The organism is Legionella qingyii, assembly GCF_003184185.1.
Genome location: NZ_QHJG01000003.1, coordinates 197,142 through 221,143, shown reverse-complemented (window position 1 = coordinate 221,143; position 24,002 = coordinate 197,142). Strand labels below are relative to the sequence as shown.

Sequence of the window (24,002 nt, the reverse complement as noted above, 5' to 3'; positions counted from 1 at the left end):
TTTTAATTTATTGTAAATAAATGTTGCCCGGGTGAAGCGCAGTGAACCCTGGTTTAATGACGCAGTATATTTTTCCTCGGGTTCCGCTGCGCTCTACCCTGGCTGCTCAAAAAACCATAAACACTAAAGGAGATAACAGTGTATTTGCAGGGATTTGGTAATCATCATCAAACTGAAGCAGTACCAGGCGCTTTACCTAGTAGCCAAAATTCACCCCAACACTGTAGCTTAGGTCTTTATGCCGAACAATTAAGTGGGACAGCTTTTACTCGTCCAAGACAGAATAACTTACATAGCTGGCTTTACCGCATATTACCTTCCGTTGTTCAAGGCACTTATCAAGCCTATGAAATGGAACTCTTTAAACCTCATCATGCAGAACAATCTCCAAATCCTTTACGCTGGTCTCCGATAGATCTATTTAAAGAAGAGGATTTTGATTTTGTTGAAGGCATGTTTCATCTTGCTGGCAGCCAGCATGTGAATGCATATGTTTATCATTGTACTCGTTCCATGCACAATAAATATTTTGCCAATAACGATGGAGAAATGCTTTTTGTTCCATACCTGGGTGAAACGAATCTACACACGGAGTTTGGAAAATTAAATATATGTCCCGGCATGATAGCTGTTATCCCTCGTGGTGTTAAATTCAAAATGGAGCTCATTGGTACCGAATCAAAAGGATATCTATGTGAAAATAGTGGCAGCCCACTTACCCTGCCTCCTTTAGGAGTCATAGGCGCAAACGGCTTAGCGAATCCACGACATTTTCAATATCCAATTGCAGCGTTTGAACAAGGTGTTACACATGCAACTCTTATTTGCAAATACCAAAACAAATTATGGACAGCGAAATGTGATCACTCGCCACTTAATGTAGTAGCCTGGCATGGTAATTATGCACCCTATTGTTACGATTTAAGCTTGTTTAATACAATTAATACAGTAAGCTTTGATCATCCTGATCCTTCTATCTTTACCGTGTTAACTTCCGAAAGTGATACACCAGGTGTATCTAATTTAGACTTTGTAATTTTTCCTCCGCGGTGGATGGTTGCCGAACATACATTTAGACCGCCTTATTACCACCGTAATTATATGAATGAGCTCATGGGGCTTGTTCGTGGTGAATATGATGCTAAAAAGGAAGGATTCTCTCCTGGCGGAGTGAGTATTCATAATTGCATGACACCGCATGGACCGGATCAAGTAAGTTATGAACAAGCGGTAAATCAAAAATTAGAGCCTGAATTGTATTTAAATACCTTAGCTTTTATGTTTGAAACCAGGGATGCATGGCAGGTTACTGAGCAGGCAATGCGTATTCCCCAAATGCAGAAAGATTATGCTGATTGCTGGAAAGGACTTAAAGTAAATTTTAAATGTCCATAACATTGTGGTTAGTCATAGCCTGGATAAAACGAAGTGGAACGATGAGATACCCCAAGTCCCTTCATTTCAACCAGGCAAAATAAGTTGGACATAGAGATTTTTGCAGTTAATTTAAAACAAATCTTCCTGCGTTAATCCCATTTTTTCCAATAAGCCACGCAATGTTTTTAATGCTTCAACTTGGATTTGACGTACACGCTCTCGTGTCAAATCAATTTCTTTGCCAACATCCTCAAGCGTGGCTTTTTCAAAACCTCTTAAACCAAATCTTCTTGCAATAACTTGTTGTTGATTCTCAGTCAACTTATCCAATAAAGATTCTATATGTAAACGTAAATTTTCATTAGTTAAGAGCTCTGCAGGATTCACGCTGTTTTCATCAGCAATAGTATCCAATAATGATTTATTCTCATCAAAGCCAATTGGTGTATCAACAGAAGTTACTTTATCATTCAAACCCAGTAACTTTTGTACATCTTCTAATGGTTTATCAACCATTTCAGCAATTTCTTCAGGTGAAGGCTCATGATCTAGTTTTTGCGTGAGTTGTCTTGCGGCTCTAAGGTACACATTCAACTCTTTAACCACGTGTATCGGTAAACGAATTGTCCGCGTTTGATTCATAATCGCACGCTCAATCGTTTGTCTAATCCACCATGTAGCATAGGTTGAAAATCGAAAACCTCGTTTAGGATCAAATTTTTCGACCGATTTCATTAGGCCTAAATTTCCTTCTTCGATTAAATCAAGAAGAGGTAAACCGCGATTAAGATAACGACGTGAAATTTTAACTACAAGCCGTAAATTGGATTCGATCATCTTTTTACGAGCCGCAACGTCTCCTTTTAAAGCAAGAGTTGCATAATGCACTTCCTCTTCAGCACTAAGCAGAGGAGAAAATCCAATTTCCCCCAAATAAAGCTGGGTCGCATCCATCATCTTTTGTGCATTTTTACCACGAAATGAAGGAAACGCATTATCATCCGAAAAATCAGGAAATTCAGAACCCTCATCTTCTGCATCTTTTTCAAGAAGCGAATCAATGTCCTCCTCTATTAAGAGCGATTCATCGTCTGGTTCAGACCAATCTTCATCCTTAAGTTCCGGTTCTTTAATTGACTCATCGTCTTCGTGCATTATTTTTCACCTATAGTGTTATAGCCTGTCTTCATTTCTACTATCTTGAGCCAAACTGACCTGATTTTCTACGTTTCGATGCTCACATACTACGTGTGCTGCGCTTCGGTACTCGAAAATCAATCCAGTTTGGCTCAAGCTAGCGAAATGCATACAGACTCTAGTCATGTTGCGAAATTTATTTCATAACTACATTATACTTCATAAAAACATTATTGTTGCTATAACTATAAGTAATCTGTCAACCTTTTTGTAGATAATTCAAAGGATTGACTGGTACACCTGACCTTCTGATTTCAAAATGAACACCTGTATATTTGCGATCTATAACACCCGCAATTGCAATCGTTTGACCGGCCTTCACATGTTGTCCTTCGGAAACCATAATTCGTGCGTTATATCCATAAGCAGTTAAATATCCCTGATTATGTTTAATAATAATCAAGTTACCATAACCTGCTAATCCACTTCCAGCATAAGCGACCACACCACTTGCTGCAGCAATCACTCGCTCACCCTTTTTACATGCAATATTTATGCCTTTTTTACCTTGTTCAGGAACAAATGATGTAACAACATGCCCACTTACAGGCCACATCCATCCCGAAGCAGAGCGAGCAAATCGATTTGCTGGTGAGTAAATTACAGTGGGTCTTGCTTGGGTTTTTGGTGCAACATAATAATTTCGTTTTATGACGGGTCGACGTGCTGTTTGTCTATGTCTTGGAGTAATGCCTCGCAAATTGATAACCTGCCCTACTCTCAAAGAATAAGGTGGATTAATACGATTCAAGCGAGCCAGTGTTTGATAATCAGTATCATAACGAAATGCAATGGAAAAAAGGGTGTCTCCGCGTTTTACAACATACACTTTTTGATGGCGCCAATAAGGATTCCATCTGGATTCCATAACAGGAGCTAAGTTATTTCCGCACCCTACTAAAGTCATTATGAGGAAAAGACATAAAAATCTTTTGCAAAATGTGACTATCATTTATTACCTCAAGCAAATTGTTTTATTGAATGTGGATCCCATCAAGCCAGTTGGCCAATTGATCGAACATTTTGTAATTCGTCATATCCAAATGAAGTGGTGTAATTGAAACATACCCTTCGCTTATCGCATTAAAATCTGTTCCAGGACCAGCATCAGCCTCTGCTCCAGGCAAACCGATCCAATAGATGGGCCGTCCTCTAGGATCCTGATCTTTTACTACAGGCTCAGCACCATGTCTTGTTCCCAAACGGGTTACTTGCATCCCCTTAATTTGATCCAAAGGAAGATTAGGTACATTAACATTTAAAATAGTTTGGGAAGGCAGGCGATGTATACTTAATTGCATCACCAATTGTTTCGCAATCGATGCGGCTGTATCATAATGCTGAATATTATCTCCAACCATAGAAATCGCAAGAGCAGGCAACCCTAAATAACGACCCTCCATTGCAGCAGCGACAGTCCCTGAATAAAGAATATCGTCTCCTAAGTTTGCACCTTCATTAATTCCGGAAACAACCATATCAAATTCAGTATCTAAAAAACCGGTTACAGCCAAGTGCACACAATCAGTTGGGGTACCTTCAACACTATAATAGCCATTATCCAATTTTTTGACTTTTATGGGACGTGATAAAGTCAAAGAATTACTTGCTCCGCTTCTGTTTCTATCCGGGGCAACTACGTCAATATCGACAAAAGTAGACAGCTCGTTTGCCAGTCTATTAATTCCAGGTGCAAAAACACCGTCATCATTACTTATTAATACTCTCATTTTTTAACTCATAGGTGATTCAAACCATCTAACCACAGCTAAATGATCAGCTAAGTCACTTATGTTTTGAGTTAAATTGGCTTGTAAATTTGCATTATTTTTCTCAGCTTTTAATTGCGCTTGATCTTTAGCAATCATCTCTTGCAACGCCATGATTTTTTTTCCAAAGCCTTGGGGACTGAGTTGTAATTGATATGCCAGTTTATTCATACGATTGGCAAGAGCTTCCAATTGCTCACAGCTCATACCCTGCGGTTGTTTTTCAGGACAAGATTTTATCGCTTGTTGTAATTCATTGGGATGTGATTTGTAATAATGTTCATTTTTCGCTGAGCAAGATGCTAATCCTAAAATGACAAATAGCGCTACCAAACATTTATTCATACTCAACCTATTGTAAACTACAAAAAACCGATATTATCATTACACAACTGCTAACGCCATCTTATGAGATAACCATGCTTGATTTTAAATTGCTACGTGAGCCACAAACTGGAGAACAATATATTGAAACTTCTCTTTGTGGCAAACCCCTTCTTACCACCCCTCAGTTGAACAAAGGAACGGCGTTCACAAATGAAGAAAGAAAAGAGTTTGGCCTATTAGGCAAGCTACCCCATCGAGTTGAAACTTTGGATGAACAAGTCAAACGAGCTTATTTGCAATATTCCAGTTATACAACACGATTACAACAAAATATTTATTTAAATAATTTGCACGATAAAAATCAGATCTTATTCTATAAATTAATCAATCGTCATTTAGGTGAAATGTTACCTACAATATATACCCCTATTGTTGGAACTGCGGTAAAACGATTCAGTCATGAGTATAGACAACCTCGCGGTTTATATATTTCGCATTCTGATAAGAATCAAATAGAAGAAATATTAAAAAATCGTTCTAATCCAGAAATTGATGTGATTGTCGTTACCGATGGAGAAGGAGTCTTGGGTATTGGTGATCAAGGGATCGGAGGAATGGATATTCCCGTTGCCAAACTAATGGTCTACTGTTTATGCGGCGGCATTGAGCCGACTCGCACCTTACCGATATTTCTTGATGTAGGCACAAACAATCAGGATCTGCTCAATGATCCTATGTACCTAGGTTGTCGTCATCCTCGCATCAACCCGGCAGCATATGATGAATTTATCTCCACTTTTGTTCATGAGATTCACAAACAGTTTCCCAATGCTTTTTTACACTGGGAAGATTTTGGTCGAGGTAATGCACGACGCATTTTGGAAAAATTTCAAGATCAATTGTGTACCTTCAATGATGACATTCAAGGTACCGGTGCCGTCACATTAGCTGCCTTATTAGCGGCCTGTGATGTAACGGGTTCAAAACTGCATGAACAACGTATTGTTGTTTTTGGTGCAGGATCAGCCGGAACTGGTATTAGCGATCAAATTATCGACGCGATGGTACGTGAAGGAATTAGTCCAGAAGAAGCATATCAACGATTTTGGTTAATCGATCGACAAGGACTGTTGCTCAACACCGATCCCGATCTTACTGAAGCACAAAAGTGCTATGCACGAGATCCTAAAGAAATAAATAAATGGGCCATCAATGAAAAACAGCATCCCTCACTTACTGATACTGTTAGACATGTAAAACCCACAGTCCTTATAGGTTGTTCTGCGCAACCAGGAGCTTTCTCACAAGACATCATTGAAACCATGTCAGTTAATTGCGAACGTCCCATTATTTTCCCCTTGTCTAATCCAGATGAGAAATGCGAAGCAAAACCAGCAGATATATTAACCTGGAGTCAAGGTAGAGCGTTAATTGCTACAGGTACAGCATTCCCTGAGGTTGAATACCATAATCGAATGGTACAAATTGCTCAATGCAATAATGCATTAGTTTTTCCTGGCATAGGACTAGGAGTCCTCGCGGTTAACGCAACAAAACTAACAAAAGAAATGATCCTGGCTGCAGCTCATGCTTTATGCAAGTTTGCACCAAGTAAAAAAGAAAGTTACTTACCTTTATTACCCTCTTTGGATAATGCACAAACCGTCGCCAAAGAAATTGCGGTTGCCATAGCACGCTGCGCTATCGATTCAGGGCTCGCGCAAAAAAATAATGATGCTGATTTAGAAAAACTAATAGAGGACATGTTTTGGGAACCAAGATATTTGCCATTTAAATATAAAAAAGGATGATAATCAGTAGCCTGGGCCAGCGCAGCGAAACCCGGGCTTTCTAGGGTCTGTTGACAATTGCTTCATTAGCCTATATTCCGCACATTATGCGCGGAATATAGTAAATCCTGCATTAAAAATAAACTTCTTATCCCAGGCTACACCACAATTATTTCCCATCAGTGTTTACAAAATTTACTGTAATACTTTTCAAAGTTGCAGTATCAGGCTCCCAAGATCGAGCATATTTAAGTACAATTACCGTACTTTCGGGATAGTTTTTCCCCTTCTGTCTCGCAAAGGTGAAATGCATTTGCCCGCCAGCGCCAATAAGATTAGTTTTTGGTCTTTCATAAGTACTACTACGGAGTGTCAATAAATCTTTATCGAAGCGTACAATCGACCATTGAAATCCTGTAGTTGGATTTGCAGGTAACGTTACAACAAAACTTGGATCATTAACATTAACATTAACATTCATGGATAAATTATTATTTGCATGGATTATCGTTGAAAAGCCAAGAAGCAATAAACTTAGTACGGATTTCATTAACCAACTCCTTTTGTATATTCTACAATCAGTTTAGTCTATTTCGTCGGTTTCTGTTACGTTATTCACTTCATTCAACCCAAAAGCTTCTCAAAACATAACTCACTAAAATAATCCACATTGTAAATGCTCTAAATGAAAGTTAACTATTTGACTCTATTAATTAAATTGGATAATCTGCACAAAGCTCAATCACCGTGAGGATTTTATGTTAAATTTAATTGGCTGGGATGAAATTAGTGAAATACTCGATTTAAAAAATGAAGAAGGAGATGAAAACTATCTTTCGGGAATCATTGAGCGAACGATGAGCAAATATCGAGAGCGCCCCGGTTTTTTTACTCCATACCGAGATGGCCAGGAGTTTGCAGGCGAATTGTTGGCGCCAATCTGGTATCCTTTAATATCTACACTTGGTACGGCTTTTATGGCAATTACTGCAGTTGTTGCTGCGTGTTACTTCGTAGGATTCATGTTACTCGGTCTTTTATCGATTGTAATGATGAATGCAGAATATCGTAATATAGCATTAGAGGGAGCCACAAACAGTCTTGCACTAACGGGTTTAACGCTTCTTGGAACTGCAGCAGGTCTGTTGTTGACTCTTCTCAGCATTCCACACAGCATTATCTCACCTTGTACTCGTTTCAGTGCCACCGCTATTTCAGCAACAACTGGTGGCTGTGATGACAATTATCAATTTAGCAATTCATTTTAAGCTATATGGCGGAACCCAAGAAAGTAATATAATCGATGCCGCGCTCTGATACGCTTCACTCAGGCTCCAAAACATAATTTTCAATATAAATCTTGATATTAGCGCCTGGAAAAGCGATTATTTTATCTTTTTATAATCACAGTTAGGAGCGCGTGTGGAACACGAGACCATGGAATTTGATGTAATCATCGTCGGTGCTGGACCGGCGGGGTTATCTGCCGCGATTAAATTGAAGCAGCTGGCTTTGGCTGCAAAAAAAGAATTATCTGTTTGTATCTTAGAAAAAGGAGCTCAAGTTGGTGCTCATATTCTTTCTGGAGCGGTTCTGGAGCCGAAAAGCCTTAAAGAACTACTCCCTGATACCTGGCAAGATGCGCCTCTTGATACTGCGGTAACTGAAGATTTATTCTATTTTTTAACTCAAAAAAATTTCTATAAACTTCCCACCCCCAAACCCATGCATAATAAAGGTAATTATATTATTAGTCTGGGCGAGCTTTGCATGTTTCTTGCCCAACAAGCAGAATCTCTGGGTTGCGAAATTTATCCTGGCTTTGCTGCAGTTAAGGCCCTTTATAACGATAAAAATCAAGTTATTGGCGTTGCAACCGGGAATGTAGGCCTCGATAAAAATAAAGAGAAAACGAACAACTATCAACCTGGAATGCATTTACTTGCTAAGCAGACATTGCTTGCTGAAGGGTGTCGTGGACAACTTAGCCAAAGCCTGATGGTACGCTATCACCTCAGGGATAAAGCAAATCCGCAAACTTATGGATTGGGGATAAAGGAAATATGGCAGATCAAAGAAGAACATCATAAACCCGGACAAGTAATTCATACTGTGGGATGGCCCATGGATTTCGCAACCTACGGCGGTTCATTTATATATCATTTATCTAAACAACGTGTTGCCATTGGTTTTGTAGTTGGTTTGGATTATAAAAATCCCTGGTTAAATCCTTTTGCAGAGTTTCAACGTTTCAAAACGCACCCATTAGTTCAACCTGTTTTAACGGGAGGCGAACGAATCAGTTATGGTGCACGTGCGCTTAATGAAGGTGGGTGGCAATCTTTACCAAAGCTTACATTTCCAGGTGGCGCTTTAATTGGTGATGCCGCAGGCTTCCTTAATGTCCCTAAAATCAAAGGAATACATACAGCAATGCAATCGGGTATGCTTGCAGCAGAAGCATGCTTTGAGGCGCTACAACAAGAAAGCGAAGCCCAATTTGAATTAACTAGTTATCCGGAAAAAGTCAAAAAATCCTGGCTAGAAAAGGAACTCTACGCTGTTCGCAATATAAGACCAGGATTTAAATACGGTTTAATTCCAGGCTTGCTCAATGCGGCTTTTGAAACATACATTACACGTGGATACTCCCCATGGACACTGTCAAATCATGCGGATCACAATGCATTGCTTCCGGCCAATGAAGCAAAGAAAATAGATTATCCCAAACCCGATGGCGTGCTTACTTTTGACAGGCTGTCATCTGTCTTTTTGTCAAATACCTATCATGAAGAAAATCAACCCTGCCATCTCGTATTGAAAAAACCTCAATCGGCAATAGATATTAATTTAAAAACCTATGCATTCCCTGAAGGTCGATATTGTCCTGCAGGGGTCTATGAAATTATTGAAGAAGAACATGGCCCCAAATTACAAATTAATGCTCAAAACTGCATTCATTGTAAAACTTGTGATATCAAAGACCCTCGACAAAATATTGTTTGGCATGCCCCAGAAGGTGGCGGTGGACCAAATTATTCCGGGATGTAACAACCGAAGCAGGTTGTGTTTACAACTCAACCTGCTTTACTCATTTTTTGAGCATTCTTTCAAAAAAATGCCATTTTATTAGTGTTTTTTTAATCATTCTCTATCATAATTCGCCCTCGAAAAAGCCTCAGGCTATTTATTGACAATGAAATCACATTAAAGGGTACCTATGTCCAGATTAACAAAAATACATAAAAAAGTGCTTGCCAATTTTAATGATTATGTATCAGACACAAATCAATTCCAGTTATTAGCTGAAAATATTAAGCTGTTTGAACAAATACCAGCTCGCTATTTGAAAAAACTCTATAATAATATGTCTGCCTTTGATTATGCAAAAAATAACGACGCTCTATTAGTTATTGCCTATAGCTATATCCATTACTCTTATGAAAATAAAGAAAATACAACTCTGGAAAACTCGCTTATTATGTTAGACAAAGCGAATGATTGTTTTCAGAAAATTATTCATTCGCATACATTACTCCATCCTTCTCATTTGAATGAAATACACTCAGGACACATACTGAAAGCCAACTTTCAGTTGCATAAAATTAAATTACTTAAGGCTGAAATGCGGCTTTTTTATATTGAAAAAGAAGAAAAGAATAATATGCCAAATGCAGCTTTAATAAGAAAAGAACTAACAAATATTATTGATGAATACACTAATTTTAAAGGAATATTAGAGAGTAAATATAAAGATAGGACTCTTAGAGCTCAACTCTCAATAAATAACAACCTCTTGGATTCTATTGAAACGGGACTTGAACTGGCAAATGATTTATTAAAAAAATTACCACAACAAGCCCCCAAACGTCGTTTCTCTGAAACTATTTCGGAAAGTAACTCTGCTGAGCAGAAAAGTACTCAAGATACGCCGAAAAGAAAAAAAATGAAGCGCGCCGAAGTAAACAATAGTACATCAACACAAGTAAGTTCAACACAATCACAACAAATAAATTTAGATAATGGAAACTCCAGGTCTGAGTGGGATGACTTGGCGGCGTTAACCGCTGTTGTGGCTGATACAGGCCCGATGGAAGTTCATAAGCCGCATGAGATAATTTTTCCATACATGCCTCAACCTTCTCTGCCTCGATTTGTAGAAGACAGTAAAACCTTTCTGAACAAGTTTCAAGAATGGTCTAAAGTATATTTTGCTCTTCATAGCAATTATTCAAAACAGCAAATAAATGACAAATCTCTCGAGAAAATCGCTCACTCATTATTGTTAGCCGCCGTAGGATTAAAAAAAGAAAGCGCTATATTTAAGGATGAACAATTCAATCCCGTAGCTCAAGTCGCGGTGCAGTTCCTTTTATTTATTTGTGGAATAGGAACACAATCAGAGCTTGAAGCATTAAAAAAACAAAGCTTATTAGCAAATACTTACTCTCCTCTTTTGAAACCGTTTATTCGTTCATTTCTTCATGTTCCACCGGAAAAATTCATTAGCCACTTAAGAATGCAATTTGCTTCTGAAGCGCCTTCTAATATTTCATTTCGAGGCTTAGAAATCCATGAAATAGTCGAAAAATTATTTAAACATTTTGAAACAGTATTACCGGCTGATGATTATGAAAAAGTAACAGAATTCTTTGTTGATGGTCTAGTACAAGCGCATGACAAGCTAGTTGAGCAAAATGCTGCTGAATTTCATTTCACAGTATAGCTATATCAACTAATTCCTGAAGTTGGTGAAACGAAGTGGACATTTACTCATCTGGTTAAGTTCACTTAGCGCACTTCGTTTCACCCACATAACTTCTGATTATTAATCTCTAAATCAATTAGTTAATAACCAAAAGCTCGAGATTCTACCTTATCGTGGGTTTCTTCAGACTCTAATGCTAGATTCGCTTCCAACATCTTTTCAGCCAACCTTTTCGCTAATTTTGGTAAATCCTTTGGAACCTCCTTGGATATTTTTTTAAATCCTTTCGTAAAAGAAGAAATTTCCATCTTTATTGCTGAAAGTAATTCACTGCCATCACAAATGAAAAAATCTGACTCAGAAGGATTGCATGAAGGTTTAGAGTTTTTTTGTTTTAAGACCCAACTTATTTGACTTACCAGAAGTCTACGAAATTCAGCATGATCAGGTAACAAGGAGTTGAAACTAATGAATCCTGGAGGAGTAAACTTATTTTTAATAGCAGAATCAAAATTAGCTTCCATGATTCGCAATTCTTCCAGATAACCATATACTTGAACTATTGTATGACCTAATTTTTCTAAGGTTTCACCGTATTCTCGCCCATGATAAACGTTCACATAATGCGCCAAAAACGGCAAAACTATTGCCAGTGGTTCATTAAATTTTTCTGTTTGCAAGAAGTCCAAAGCCGCTGTTTGAATTTCAGCTCTTAATTCATACTCTTTCTTTTGTATCCTCTTCATCGTCATTAAATTACAATTTATCTCTTTAGGAAAAAAATGACGTTTGTCTTTATAAGAAAGCCCCTTAACAAATGGGTAATTATCAAATTGGGTGATCCCCATTACTGCATCGATGCGTTCTCTTAGGAATTCACAGAGTTTATCAACTTGTCCTGCGTCATCACTTGTCTCTATTAAATAAACAGTTAATGCTTTATCTAGGATTTGGCAAAGCTCTTTCATTAGTTTAACCTGCTCTCCTTGCGTGTGTTGAAGCAGCTTTTGCGCTTTTTCAGTGTGAAGAGACTTTAAACTGCCTGCTGTATGCCACTTGGACTTAACCAGCAAGTCGATATAGGTATTATAATGTTGCGCCAAAACAGTACATGCAATCGTTCGACGATATAATTCTGGATGCTTTGTTTCAGAAATTAAATTATCCAGACAAAGCACACCAAACATAGTTCTATGAGATTCAGCTCTTTTTAATATTGGTTCTTCTGCTTCTTTGGCTTCTGCAACTTTAGCAGTTTTTTTCTTGATTTTTATAGTTTCACTACTTAGTGCTAGAGAAATACCTGGTGGCGCATTAGAAGAAGTTGCTCGAGGAGTTGCAGGTGGAGTCGCTGGAGCGGTTGGTAGGATTGGGAAGGATGTGGATTTTCCACTTCGGAAAAACTTTAAAGCTTGGGTAATTGAACCTTTGCCTGTGGGCGTCTCTGTGTGCCCGTTCTTCTCATTACTTGATTTGTCAGTAAACGGAGGGTCCCCTACCCTTATTTCCCCTTGAGAATCAGGCACATTAATTTCTCGCGGAGATGCTGGTCCAGATTTGCTTTTAGGAGGCTTGGGCGGTTCATACTTGCGCGGAGATGACGGCAGGGATTTGCTTTCAGGATGTTTTTTCATAATGCTCTTCCTTAAATTATAAAAACTGGGAAAGTGTAGTTGAGAACGCCCCATGAGATCAAATAAATATCAAAATGTGTGACTTATTGGAGGTAGGAGTAATAAAAACCAACTATTGTCTTCTATTGCTAACGGTAAATTTTTACACTTAGTGTAAAGAATAATTGAATTCGTTTATGCATCCACTTTACTCAGATATTTTTAGGGCGATAAACGTTGTAAATTCCATTCATTATTTTTTAAAACATACTCCCAAACATCGGACAGTTCATCTTGCCGGTATGCATAGAATACCATGCGTTCCGGCTTGATACGGAAACCGCAATATTCAGGGCTTAGAGGGATTAGTTTATTCAAAAATGACTCCTCTAACTTCTGACGTTTTTTTTCGAGAAATTCTTTACTCTCAATTAATTGCATTGAATTCGGAGCATAGCTTAAAAAGCGAATTTGAGCCCATTGAGGATAATTATCCCAATATTTTTTATTCTCAGCATGATTTAGAAATAGAGCGTTACCTTCAATAATCACTTCTCGCTGCAAAAGCTCCAGCCAAAAAACAAGACTTACTCGAGGATTGTTTTTTAATTCATTTACCTTACGAGTCCTTTTTTGCGTAAAAAATAAAATCCCTTCATCTGAAATTTCACGAACAGCAACGACTCGGCTATGCGGGACACCATCTAATGAAATAGACGATAAAACAGCGTGACTTGGGTTAGGTGCCCCAGTCTCCCGTTCTCTTGCCAACCAAAGATTCAGTTCAATAATAGGATTTGATTGCATTATCTGCTTTTCCTTTGACTAAAGAAAATAAAGGCCTCACTTTTTCTAAATAAAACTCCAACTCGTTCATAAGCTCCTTTTCCCTCTTTTTTCCTCTTTAAAATCTCGTAACACTCTTCAGCACAAAGAAACATCTAAAGGAACTTCAATACGAACACATAAATCAATATATTGCCCAGGCCATTACCAATAAGGTGATGTTTGAATATGTGCTTGCGGACAACTGGCTTGGCTCGAAGGCTATTATGGTTCACATCCATAGATAATGGTAGCTTAAAAATATCCTCTTAGATCCTAGGCTTCGCTGCACTGTACCCAGGCTTATTAATTAATTCTTCTTGGGAAGCCATGTAGTTTAAAATTGAAATAGTGGTGTAAATGCCATATGCCTTAACTCATTAAGCCACTGTTCCCTTGGTTTTCCACCTGGTGCTGTAGGTTCATGCCAATTATTTTTACACCAAAGATAGATATCCAGGCTTTTCATTTGGCTAAAATCATTGATCGCATGTAATAACTGTTCATCAATAGCTAAAATACGCTGATATCCCTCTATCATCCAGGCAAATTTCGTGGCCCATTCGGAATATGGACTGCCGCATAAATCTAAAAAAGGTTTGGCAATATCAGCCATAAACCAATGATAAACCGGTTCATCAAAGTCAATAAAGTGAATTAGTTTGCCGTCAAACAGCACATTTCCTGGACGATGATCCCCGTGTGTCAAACCAAAATTAATGTTATTTATTGTAAAAACTTTGAAGTGCTCATCAATGGTGTGGAATAAATCCTGAATAGCAGAATCCTCATGAGCAAGGTAGTCTGCCGTTTCGTTCCATAAATCGTTCCAGCTTCTAAAATGATGGCCATCCGCTTGATAACTTCCTGCAGCACGATGTAAACGAGCCAATGCTTGCCCCCAGTGTACGTATACATTTTTATCCTGATATCCAAAATGCATAATAGTTCCCGGTACTTCAGAACATACCTGGGTTAAAAAATGGAGTTCTTCTTGCACTACAGTTTCAATATAACATCCATTTTTCGATATAAGCACGTCACAAACTGGCGCATCCATTTGAAACAAATGTTGCTGAAAATCGATGGCAGCAATTAATTCTTTTTGTGGCCGAATTTTCTCATGCGTTATGCGTAAATAGAATCCTTTACCCTCAGACTCAAAACGATAAACACAATTGATTTGGTTGTTAACCAGTTGTAAATTAACTGGATTATCTACCCATTGCAAAGCGGCTTTCAAAGCTGTTTTATTGCTGATTTTTTTTAGGGTGTTTTCCCAAACCATATCTTTTAACCTAATAATTTATATTTATTTAGAGTAGATTACTCTCATCATAATTTAGAAAAATCTCTTCACAACACATTGATGGATCATTTTGTAAATATATATCGATTAATATAGACCATAGCAAGGTGAGATAAAATTATAGGATAACCATGGAACAATCTACTTTCTGCCCTCCCCACTTCTTACTCGATTAAGAGTGAAACTTTTATATTGCAATCAACTTCACTCAGTTGATAGATTTTTATCCCATGTCTAGACTCAATCGAGTATGCTTTTCAAGTCGGTCCTTATCCTGAAACGCAATAACAGCATCCAATATCTGCTCCACATCGCCTTTGTCTGCCCAAAAACTTTGAAAAGCTAAAGGATATGTAGCTCTAACATTCTTTTTGGAAATTTTTTGAGGATTTTCAATTGCTTTTAATAGTGTTTTTAATAATGAAATCTTATCATTTATTTTTTCATTTTTAGGATCAAATTTTGACTCTAACAGCTTCAATTTGTTCTGAATCAGCTCTAAAAGATAAGCTTTAACTGCTGCACTATCCATTTTCCGAATCACTGCACTGTAATCACAACACGTAAACATCCTGTGATGTTTAGGCTCTTCTTCATTAGTTTTAGAGTTAAAAATGGCCGCCTGATTCACCACTGCATCCTGCGTTACATCTGGCTTGCTCAAGTGGAGCCAACCTTTGATGAGTTGTTTTACAGAATAAGGAGCCATACGCCATAATAAATCAACACCAGTAAATAATACTGCAGTAATTGAAAATCCAGCACCTAGAACTGGAGCCATAGGAAAAAGTAAAACAAAAACAACGGCACCTAAAGCTGAGGCTAAAAAGGCCATGGCAAAGGCGTTACTTAAAGCTGCCTGCATATAATGCATACGTTGAATACTGTCTTTGGGGGATTCAAAGGCTCTATATAAATTGATTCCAAACATCATGAACTGATGAGTCAATGCCACAAGTAAACTACTAAAAAAAAACCAAGGGCCTGCAGCAAAGCTAAAACCAAGAATCTTTGATAGTGCAGCTCCATAAAGTGATACACTTGCTAAAGCAGCACAAATCGCAGAAGTAGCAAAAAGTAACCATCGATCAACATTGCGATTGCTGGCTTTTGCAAGTTGGAATCCATTAATTAAGGCATTTACCGTCAATAAGAAACCAATAAAAGGCAAAATGATATAAAACAAAGGGGATGCACTAAATGCCGCTGATAGTCTTGCATCAGCCATTGTAGCAAATAAAGCTATTTCCTGAGTTTCTCTAATGTATGTAATCGCCTTCTGGAAGTGAGTAACAAACATAAGCCACCTGATAAATTATTATTATTCCTTAGATTGGGCTCAATACCCAATATGAATTCTTAAAACATAGCCCGGCTATCGCGAAACCATACCGGTGTTTGTGATCGTCACAAAAAACTGGGTTATGGTTCCACGATAGTCAGGCTATATCTCTGGTATATTGCTCTTATTATTGGCGCAAATGTGGGAACAAAATAACGTCTCGAATTGACTGAGAGTTGGTAAACAACATGACCAAGCGATCAATACCTATACCCTCTCCTGCTGTAGGAGGCAATCCATATTCCAGTGCTTCGATGTAGTCACTATCAAAGTGCATAGCCTCTAGATCACCTGCATCCTTTTCTTCAACTTGCTTACGAAAACGTTCTGCCTGATCTTCTGCATCATTTAACTCAGAAAATCCATTAGCAATTTCTCGACCAGCAATAAAGAACTCAAACCGATCCGTAACATCTGAATCATGATCACTACGGCGTGCCAAAGGAGAAATTTCAGTAGGATAACTCGTAATAAAAGTAGGCTGAAATAATTGATGTTCAACAGTTTCTTCAAACAATATGATTTGCAGTTTGCCTAAGCCATCCGTTTCTTTAAAAGGAAACCCTTTTTTCTGCAATATCTCACGACAACTTGCTACACTTTCTAACTGTTGAGCATTGATTTCTGGATGATAATATAAAATTGCTTCTTTAACCGTCATGCGTGCAAATGGCTTATTAAAATCAATCATTTGACCTTGATACTCCACCTGCCGTTTTTCCATAACCGTATCACAGAGGTAACGCAATAATTCCTCGGTAAAATTCATCAAGTCTTGATAGTCTGCATAGGCTTGGTAAAATTCAACCATAGTAAATTCTGGATTATGACGCGTTGAAATTCCTTCATTACGGAAATTACGATTAATTTCATAAACGCGCTCAAATCCGCCTACAACGAGACGTTTTAAATAAAGCTCAGGCGCGATGCGCAAATACATGGTCATATCCAAAGTATGATGGTGCGTAACAAAAGGACGTGCCATAGCCCCACCCGGGATGGGATGCATCATGGGTGTTTCTACTTCCAGAAAATAGTGTTGATCCATAAATTGTCTAAAGGCTTGAATTAATCGCGAACGTGTTAAAAATGTAAGGCGACTTTCATCATTAGCAATTAAATCCACATAGCGTTTACGGTACTTAACTTCTTGGTCGGCTAACCCATGAAATTTATCAGGTAAGGGGCGCAATGATTTCGTCAATAACTCAATATGCTCCGCATTTACGGTAAGCTCACCCGTATTTGTCTTGAATAACTCACCTTGAACCCCAACAATATCACCTAAATCCCAATGCTTGAATTCCTCATATTGCTCGGGAAGATCATTAGCTCGGATATATACTTGAATCCGTCCAGAAAAATCTTGAATATGGAAAAAACTGGCCTTGCCCATAATACGCCTCAATACGATGCGGCCGGCAACAGTAACCTTAATATGTTGTTGTGCTAAAGTTTCTTTATCTAATGAGTCATAATGTTTTATGACTTCTTGAGCTAAATTTTCACGACGAAATTGGTTTGGAAAATTAAAACCTTTTGTACGTAATTCAGCCAATTTTTGTTTACGAATATAATAAACTTCGCTTTCATCTATATGTTCAATATGTTCTTCACTCATGCTGCCCTACTCCTGCCTTTAAACTGGCTTCAATAAATTGATCCAACGCCCCATCCAAAACTGCTTGTGTATTGCTTGTTTCAACACTGGTTCGCAGATCTTTAATACGAGATTGATCCAAAACGTATGAACGAATTTGGGATCCCCAACCTATATCTGATTTACTGGCTTCTAACGCTTGCTGCTCTGCATTTTTCTTTTGCATTTCCAGCTCATACAACTTAGCACGCAGCTGTTTCATTGCCTGATCTTTATTACGATGCTGACTTCTATCATTCTGACATTGTACTACAATTCCACTTGGTGCATGAGTAATACGCACTGCTGAGTCAGTTCGGTTAACATGCTGCCCTCCGGCCCCGGAAGCCCTGTACGTATCAATACGTAAATCAGCAGGATTAATTTCTATATCAATATCATCATCGATTTCAGGTGAAACAAATACTGCTGCAAAAGAAGTATGTCGTCGATTTCCTGAATCAAAAGGAGATTTTCGCACTAAACGGTGCACTCCGCTTTCTGTACGCAACCATCCAAAAGCATACTCTCCCTTAAAATAAATAGTAGCACTTTTAATACCAGCAACTTCACCCGGAGAACACTCAATCAGCTCCGTAGTAAATCCATGTTGCTCACCCCAACGTAAGTACATACGCAATAACATCTCGGCCCAATCCTGAGCTTCAGTACCACCAGAACCTGATTGAATATCTAAGTAAGCATTTGAGTCATCCATTTTCCCAGAAAACATCCGACGAAACTCTAAATCAGCGACTTTTTTCTCAATAGAAATTAACTCTTCACCAATTTCATTAATGGTTTGTTCGTCGCCTTCTTCACGCGCGATTTCAAATAATTCATTTAAATCAGTAATGGATTGACCTAATTGAGTTAAAGTTGAAACAACTGCTTCCAACTGTGTTCGTTCACGACCCAGGGCTTGAGCAACCTCCGGATTATCCCAAACTGTAGATGACTCCAATTCTCGAACGACTTCTTCTAAACGCTCATTCTTAGCGTCAAAGTCAAAGATACCCCCTAAGCGCGTCTACTCGCTTAATAAGATCCACCAGATTAAGATTAATTTGGTTTACTTCTAACATAAGTGTCTCTTTAAAATTAGTAATTAGATCCCAGCCCTAATCTCAATGTAGTCTGGATGCAGCGTAGTCACTCTGCTTTTAAGTTAGTAATAAACTCCCCTCTCCCATTACTGGGAGGGGGGTTAGGGGGAGAATGAGCTAATAAATATCCTCATCCGTCCTAACGAGCACTTTCTCCCTTTTGGGGAGAAGGGAATTTCGCTTAACTTAAAAGCAGAGTGACTACGCTGCACTCGAGCTAAATTCAACTAAAGCGCGACTATGTAAAAAAATAAGTTTGCGATTTTACCGTGAAAGTAGGCAAAAAAACAGACTATGAAGTCTTCATTGCGGTCCGATAGGCTTGCAAGTTCATTAATAAATCAGCTTCTGCAGGAGATAAATGACAACTTTCAACAATTTCATCTCGATTACCCCCCATTTCTAAAATACGCAAAGCATGGCGATATCCGCCATCATTAGCTCGTTTATTTTCCAAATCCTGGATTTGATTATCCATACTAATCAATTGAGTATTTATCTCTTTTAATTGTTTAGAAAATAATAAATCAGCATGAATCAACACAGGATGATCTTTTGTGATTTGCTCTATTAATTTTTGCTGGATATCCAATTTTTCTTGAAAATCAATTAATTTCTTCCGCTGATTAAATAAGTAATTCAGTACGAATACAAAAATAAGCACATTTAAACTTAAAAGAAAAGTTATCATTTTATATCCTTATCCCCGATGACTACACGATGGGCTGCTGGTTGACTTAGCGATGGATTTAAAAGACGAGGAATATTACGATTTAACGCAATTATGATTGTCACCCTACGATTTGCAGCTCGCCCTTGTTCTGTAACATTATCAGCAACCGGATATTGTTCTCCATAACCCGTCACTAAAATGCGCTGTGTTTCAATTCCAAAGGAATTTAGAATACGCCCAACAACTGCTGCACGCATAGCTGAAAGCTCCCAATTTGAGGGAAATTGTGGCGTCTCTATAGGAATATTGTCTGTATAGCCCTCTACGGCAACAATAGAAGATGATTTTTTAATTTTTGTGGCTAATCGCATTAATTTAACAAAAGCTTCTGGTTTTAAATCTGATTCACCTGAGTCAAATAAAGCACCTGAGTTAATATCCAATTCAACCCAACCTTCTTGTCGATTGATCTTGTAATTTCCATCTTCCAAATCAGCCAATGATTGATTTAATTCATCAAGTCCATCATTAAAAGGTCCTTTAAATTGTTTGGTTTGCGGTCCGTCTTTTATACTTTTCGTTGATGTGAGTGCCCGAGCCTCATCTTTTTTATTGAACGCTGATTTCATTCCCTCTGAAAGGGATTTGTACTTTGAAATATTTACGGAGGAGATAGCATACATCACTACAAAGAATGCAAATAGCAAGGTAATAAAATCTGCATAAGAGACAACCCAACGATGATGATCGTTCTGCTGTTCATTTCTTTTTTTTCTTTGTTTCATCTTTCTTCTGTTGGCCAAAATTATTAAGTTTTAACAGCAAAATTCCTGGACTTTCTCCGGATGCGATGGCAACTACCCCTTCTACAATCATTTCGTCATAATGCACTTGGCGAGCGATACAACTTTTTAATTTATTCGCCACCGGTAAAAAAATAAGATTAGCCATTCCAACTCCATAAATAGTAGCTACGAACGCTACTGCAATACCTAAACCTAATTCGCTTGGCTCTGATAAATGGCGCATCACTTGAATCAATCCCAATACCGCACCCAAAATTCCTATGGTTGGACTGTATCCCCCCATACTTTCAAAAACCTGTGCGGCATGAGAGTCAAGTGCTTCGACACGATCAATCTCATCCTCAAGAACTTGTCTTATCGTCAGTTTATCTACACCAATAACTAACAACTCTAATCCCTTATTAATAAGTGGATTTTTTTCAACTTCTAAATGCTCTTCCAAGGAAAGTAAACCCAGCTGACGGGCTTTTCGCGCCAGCTCGAACATCTTGTTGCGGCAGGGTTCAAAATCGAGTTTGGGAGGGACAACAACCCAGGGCAAGATTTTAAATGCACGTTTAAAGGTACTTAGTGGTGTTTGCACCATAACAGCACCGATAGTTCCTCCCAGCACAATGAGCAATGCAGAAAAGTTCAGTAGGGTCTGCATGCTTCCACCCTCTAACATTTGACCTAAAGTAATAGCTAAAAAACTGGTTAACATCCCTATTAAAGTTAAAGCATCCATTCTTGTTATTCCGGTAATCGTGATTTAATACGATGTGTTGCCTGACTGAGGATCTGTGAAACACGTGACTCACTAACGCCAATAACCTCTCCAATTTCTTTTAGGTTTAAATCTTGTTCGTAATATAAAGAGAGCACCATTCGCTCTTTATGGGGCAATCCACGAATTACCTCAGATAAACGTCGCATCAAATCATTATGAAATACGTTAACATGAGGCTCGGTAGAGGCGTATCCATCTTCGACCTGTAAAGCATCATCAGTAACACCCAAATCTTCAAAACCATATAAATGACTGCTCACTGAGTCTTGTAACATTTCATGGTATTCATTAAGTGATATTCCAAGTTCAGCTGCTATTTCTGAATCTTTGGCCTCTCTTCCTAATCGATGCTCAACAATTTTTACTGCTTCAGAAATCATTCTTGCATTACGATACACCGAACGAGGTACCCAATCATTACGCCTTACTTCATCAAGCATATATCCTCTGATTCGGATCCCCGCATAGGTTTCAAATGAAGCCCCCTTGGAAGAGTCGTAATGTCTTGTTGCTTCCAGCAAACCAAGCATTCCCGCTTGTATTAAGTCATCTAGTTGTACGCTTTGTGGCAAACGCCCCAATAAATGATGTGCTATGCGCTTAACCAACAAGGCGTGAGTTTTTACCAGCGTTTCTTGAATTTGCTGGTTCACTTTGCTATAGGCAGCCAAAGCATCCACATTAATCTCCTTAAAATTCACCCGCGACTAAACGCTCTAAAAAGAAACTGGTATTACCCCCCAGTAGAGAACTAGGTGGCCATTCAGATACTTCGTCTGCTAACTGCCTCATCGCCAGTGCAGCGGCAGAATCAGGATAAGCAATTAATACGGGTTTTTGCATTTTCACTGCCCTGTGTATGTGTTCATCAAAAGGAACTGCTCCTAAATAGTCTAGCTGAACCTCAAGAAATTGCTCGGAAACTTTAAATAATTTGTTAAATAATTCTCGTCCATCTCGCTCATTTCTTACCATATTGGCTAAAATATGAAAACGTGTCCATTCATAACGCTTACTCATTACTTTAATTAAAGCATATGCATCGGTTAATGAGGTAGGTTCATCGCATACAACTACAATTAATTCTTGAGATGAACGAGTAAAACTCAAAACCGTGTCAGATATGCCAGCAGCGGTATCAATAATCATGTAGTCCAAATCATCAGTAAGCTCATTAAATGCATCAATAATCCCAGCCAACTCTGTTGGAGAGAGTTGAGTCATAAACTCGGTTCCGGAAGCTGCAGGAATGACACTGATACCATTAGGTCCTGGCAAAATAATGTCACTTAAATGACAAATTCCCTGAGTTACATGCGACAGATTATATTTAGTATGTAATCCTAGCATGATATCGATATTTGCCAATCCCAAATCAGCATCAAGTAGCATTACTTTTTTATTGAGTTGAGCCAAACCAACTGCCAAATTAACAGAAACATTGCTCTTGCCAACCCCGCCCTTTCCGGCAGAGACTGCAATTACCTTGATCGGCTTCGCACGCGATAGACTTCTCAGACCTGAAGCTTGATCACTTATATTTCGTCTCACTTTAGACATGATATTCTCTCCCAGCACTTTGATGTGCTTTCCTAACATTATCTGTCCGAAACAGTTGTGCTTCCTGTTCAGCAAATAATTCAACAAGCTGATGGCGTGTTGCCATTTTAATGTCTTCAGGTACACGTTGCCCGTGCGTCAAATAGCTCACACCTAAACCCGACTCAATAAGTGCACTTAGTGCACCACCCACAGCGAGCGACTCGTCCAGTTTTGTCAAAATACACTGATCAATTTGATTTGCTTCATAACGTCTTATAGCATCAATTAACACTTGGTAATGACTTGTTGCAGGTAAAACCAAAACCTTGGAAATCGATTGCAAATAAGTGCCTAATACATGCATTTGTTTTACAACTCGCTCATCTGCTGGATTCATTCCCGCTGTATCAATCAAAATTAATTTTTTATCATTTAATTGCCGTAACACGCGTGCCAAAGAAACCTCATCTTGAGCAACACACACCTTAACCCCCAAGATTTTTCCATACATCATGAGTTGTTCTTGTGCCGCTATTCGATAAGTATCCATTGTGACTAGACCTAACTTATCTGCTCCAAACCTCAAAGCAAATCTCGCTGCAATTTTAGCCAACGTTGTCGTTTTTCCAACACCAGTTGGTCCAACAAAAGCATAAACCCCACCCTCTTCTATTCGACGTGTATCACAAATGGCTAATTGATCCGAAATAAGATTCAATACAGATTCCCAGCCTCTTTGTTGATTTAAATCAGAGCGCACAGAACACGCCCAAGTCGCAGCGGTGGTGTGGCTTACCCCTAGATACAAAAGTTTTTGGAGCAAAATAGTATGTAAAGGTTCATAGACTCCAACATTTCCTCTTAATTGTGCTTCAAGCATACCTCTTAGTGTTTGAATTTCCTGACGCATATCATCAAGCGGTGTTTGCATTTGAAATTTATTAGTCTGACTGGTTGGCTCAGCACATGCCACTGCTGCTGAAGTTGAAAGAATTGTTTCATCAAAATCAATTGCAGCCACGACTTCTACACCACCATCAATATGATGGCTGGACAAAATGACGGCATCGGCACCAAGTGTCTCTTTAATTTGTTTCATAGCGCTGCGTGTATCGGCCGCAACAAAACGTTTTAATTTCATAAAGCCTCCTGCTTATGAAGAAATTTGTCACTATTCACGCAATGCCTCTTTAGAAATTGTAGCTCGCTT

General features: G+C 38.5%; 22 protein-coding genes. 5 read left to right on the top strand and 17 right to left on the bottom strand.

The features are described from left to right. Nucleotides 1-138: 138 nt before the first annotated feature. Nucleotides 139-1,395, top strand: coding sequence for a homogentisate 1,2-dioxygenase (hmgA, locus tag DGG96_RS03010; protein ID WP_110141538.1), 1,257 nt, complete (start codon nt 139-141; stop codon nt 1,393-1,395). A 111-nt stretch (nt 1,396-1,506) separates the two neighbouring features. Here the strand turns inward: hmgA and rpoS are convergent, their stop codons facing one another. From rpoS to DGG96_RS02990, 4 genes are all read right to left on the bottom strand, one after another. Then, the gene (gene rpoS, locus DGG96_RS03005) at nt 1,507-2,532 is read right to left on the bottom strand and encodes an RNA polymerase sigma factor RpoS (RefSeq protein ID WP_110141537.1); all 1,026 of its coding nucleotides are present in this window, start codon (nt 2,530-2,532) and stop codon (nt 1,507-1,509) included. A 241-nt stretch (nt 2,533-2,773) separates the two neighbouring features. Next, entirely contained in the window at nt 2,774-3,526 is a 753-nt protein-coding gene (locus DGG96_RS03000) for a peptidoglycan DD-metalloendopeptidase family protein (protein WP_110141536.1), read from the bottom strand. 22 nt (nt 3,527-3,548) lie between these two features. Continuing rightward, nucleotides 3,549-4,304, bottom strand: coding sequence for a 5'/3'-nucleotidase SurE (surE, locus tag DGG96_RS02995; RefSeq protein WP_110141535.1), 756 nt, complete (start codon nt 4,302-4,304; stop codon nt 3,549-3,551). Between the two features lie 3 nt (nt 4,305-4,307). After that, entirely contained in the window at nt 4,308-4,688 is a 381-nt protein-coding gene (locus DGG96_RS02990) for a hypothetical protein (protein WP_110141534.1), read from the bottom strand. A gap of 74 nt (nt 4,689-4,762) precedes the next feature. Between DGG96_RS02990 and DGG96_RS02985 the strand changes: the two genes are divergently transcribed. Continuing rightward, entirely contained in the window at nt 4,763-6,481 is a 1,719-nt protein-coding gene (locus DGG96_RS02985; protein ID WP_110141533.1) for an NAD-dependent malic enzyme, read from the top strand. A 148-nt stretch (nt 6,482-6,629) separates the two neighbouring features. On the opposite strand, the gene DGG96_RS02980 is transcribed toward DGG96_RS02985, so the two are convergent. Beyond that, complete coding sequence (locus DGG96_RS02980; protein WP_110141532.1) at nt 6,630-7,010, bottom strand: protease inhibitor I42 family protein; 381 nt, start codon at nt 7,008-7,010, stop codon at nt 6,630-6,632. Between the two features lie 208 nt (nt 7,011-7,218). On the opposite strand from DGG96_RS02980, the gene DGG96_RS02975 reads away from it, so the two are divergent. The 3 genes from DGG96_RS02975 (at nt 7,219) to DGG96_RS02965 (ending at nt 11,186) form a co-directional block, all read left to right on the top strand. Continuing rightward, complete coding sequence (locus DGG96_RS02975) at nt 7,219-7,728, top strand: hypothetical protein (RefSeq protein WP_110141531.1); 510 nt, start codon at nt 7,219-7,221, stop codon at nt 7,726-7,728. 154 nt (nt 7,729-7,882) lie between these two features. Then, entirely contained in the window at nt 7,883-9,511 is a 1,629-nt protein-coding gene (locus DGG96_RS02970; RefSeq protein ID WP_110141530.1) for an electron transfer flavoprotein-ubiquinone oxidoreductase, read from the top strand. Nucleotides 9,512-9,680: 169 nt separating this feature from the next. Then, nucleotides 9,681-11,186 carry a hypothetical protein gene (locus DGG96_RS02965; protein ID WP_110141529.1) on the top strand — a complete coding sequence of 502 codons (1,506 nt, stop codon included), beginning with the start codon at nt 9,681-9,683 and terminating at the stop codon, nt 11,184-11,186. A 122-nt stretch (nt 11,187-11,308) separates the two neighbouring features. Here DGG96_RS02965 and DGG96_RS02960 read toward each other — a convergent pair whose 3' ends face one another. The 12 genes from DGG96_RS02960 to flhF form a co-directional block, all read right to left on the bottom strand. After that, nucleotides 11,309-12,802, bottom strand: a complete 1,494-nt coding sequence (locus DGG96_RS02960) for a hypothetical protein (RefSeq protein ID WP_110141528.1) — start codon at nt 12,800-12,802, stop codon at nt 11,309-11,311. Nucleotides 12,803-13,003: 201 nt separating this feature from the next. After that, nucleotides 13,004-13,588 carry a pyridoxine/pyridoxamine 5'-phosphate oxidase gene (locus DGG96_RS02955; protein ID WP_110141527.1) on the bottom strand — a complete coding sequence of 195 codons (585 nt, stop codon included), beginning with the start codon at nt 13,586-13,588 and terminating at the stop codon, nt 13,004-13,006. A gap of 355 nt (nt 13,589-13,943) precedes the next feature. Next, nucleotides 13,944-14,894, bottom strand: coding sequence for a phosphotransferase enzyme family protein (locus DGG96_RS02950; RefSeq protein WP_110141526.1), 951 nt, complete (start codon nt 14,892-14,894; stop codon nt 13,944-13,946). Nucleotides 14,895-15,138: 244 nt separating this feature from the next. Next, entirely contained in the window at nt 15,139-16,215 is a 1,077-nt protein-coding gene (locus DGG96_RS02945) for a hypothetical protein (protein ID WP_110141525.1), read from the bottom strand. Between the two features lie 169 nt (nt 16,216-16,384). Next, on the bottom strand, nt 16,385-17,878 hold the full coding sequence (gene lysS, locus DGG96_RS02940; protein WP_110141524.1) for a lysine--tRNA ligase: 1,494 nt from the start codon (nt 17,876-17,878) through the stop codon (nt 16,385-16,387). After that, nucleotides 17,871-18,981 (bottom strand): peptide chain release factor 2 gene (prfB, locus tag DGG96_RS02935; RefSeq protein ID WP_110141523.1). Its coding sequence is split into 2 segments (ribosomal slippage): nt 17,871-18,905 and nt 18,907-18,981, totalling 1,110 coding nucleotides; the frame shifts between segments, so codons are not numbered across the junction. The genes lysS and prfB overlap by 8 nt, the downstream gene beginning before the upstream one ends. A gap of 313 nt (nt 18,982-19,294) precedes the next feature. Then, entirely contained in the window at nt 19,295-19,693 is a 399-nt protein-coding gene (locus DGG96_RS02930) for a DUF2802 domain-containing protein (protein WP_110141522.1), read from the bottom strand. Continuing rightward, nucleotides 19,690-20,460 carry a flagellar motor protein MotB gene (locus tag DGG96_RS02925; RefSeq protein ID WP_110141521.1) on the bottom strand — a complete coding sequence of 257 codons (771 nt, stop codon included), beginning with the start codon at nt 20,458-20,460 and terminating at the stop codon, nt 19,690-19,692. The genes DGG96_RS02930 and DGG96_RS02925 overlap by 4 nt, the downstream gene beginning before the upstream one ends. Then, entirely contained in the window at nt 20,435-21,208 is a 774-nt protein-coding gene (locus tag DGG96_RS02920; RefSeq protein WP_110141520.1) for a flagellar motor protein, read from the bottom strand. Before DGG96_RS02920 ends, DGG96_RS02925 begins: the two co-directional genes overlap by 26 nt. Before the next feature lie 5 nt (nt 21,209-21,213). Next, the gene (locus DGG96_RS02915; RefSeq protein WP_110141519.1) at nt 21,214-21,930 is read right to left on the bottom strand and encodes an RNA polymerase sigma factor FliA; all 717 of its coding nucleotides are present in this window, start codon (nt 21,928-21,930) and stop codon (nt 21,214-21,216) included. 10 nt (nt 21,931-21,940) lie between these two features. Beyond that, nucleotides 21,941-22,810 carry a MinD/ParA family protein gene (locus DGG96_RS02910; RefSeq protein ID WP_110141518.1) on the bottom strand — a complete coding sequence of 290 codons (870 nt, stop codon included), beginning with the start codon at nt 22,808-22,810 and terminating at the stop codon, nt 21,941-21,943. Continuing rightward, nucleotides 22,803-23,933, bottom strand: coding sequence for a flagellar biosynthesis GTPase FlhF (gene flhF / locus DGG96_RS02905; RefSeq protein WP_110141517.1), 1,131 nt, complete (start codon nt 23,931-23,933; stop codon nt 22,803-22,805). The genes DGG96_RS02910 and flhF overlap by 8 nt, the downstream gene beginning before the upstream one ends. Nucleotides 23,934-24,002 lie beyond the last annotated feature (69 nt).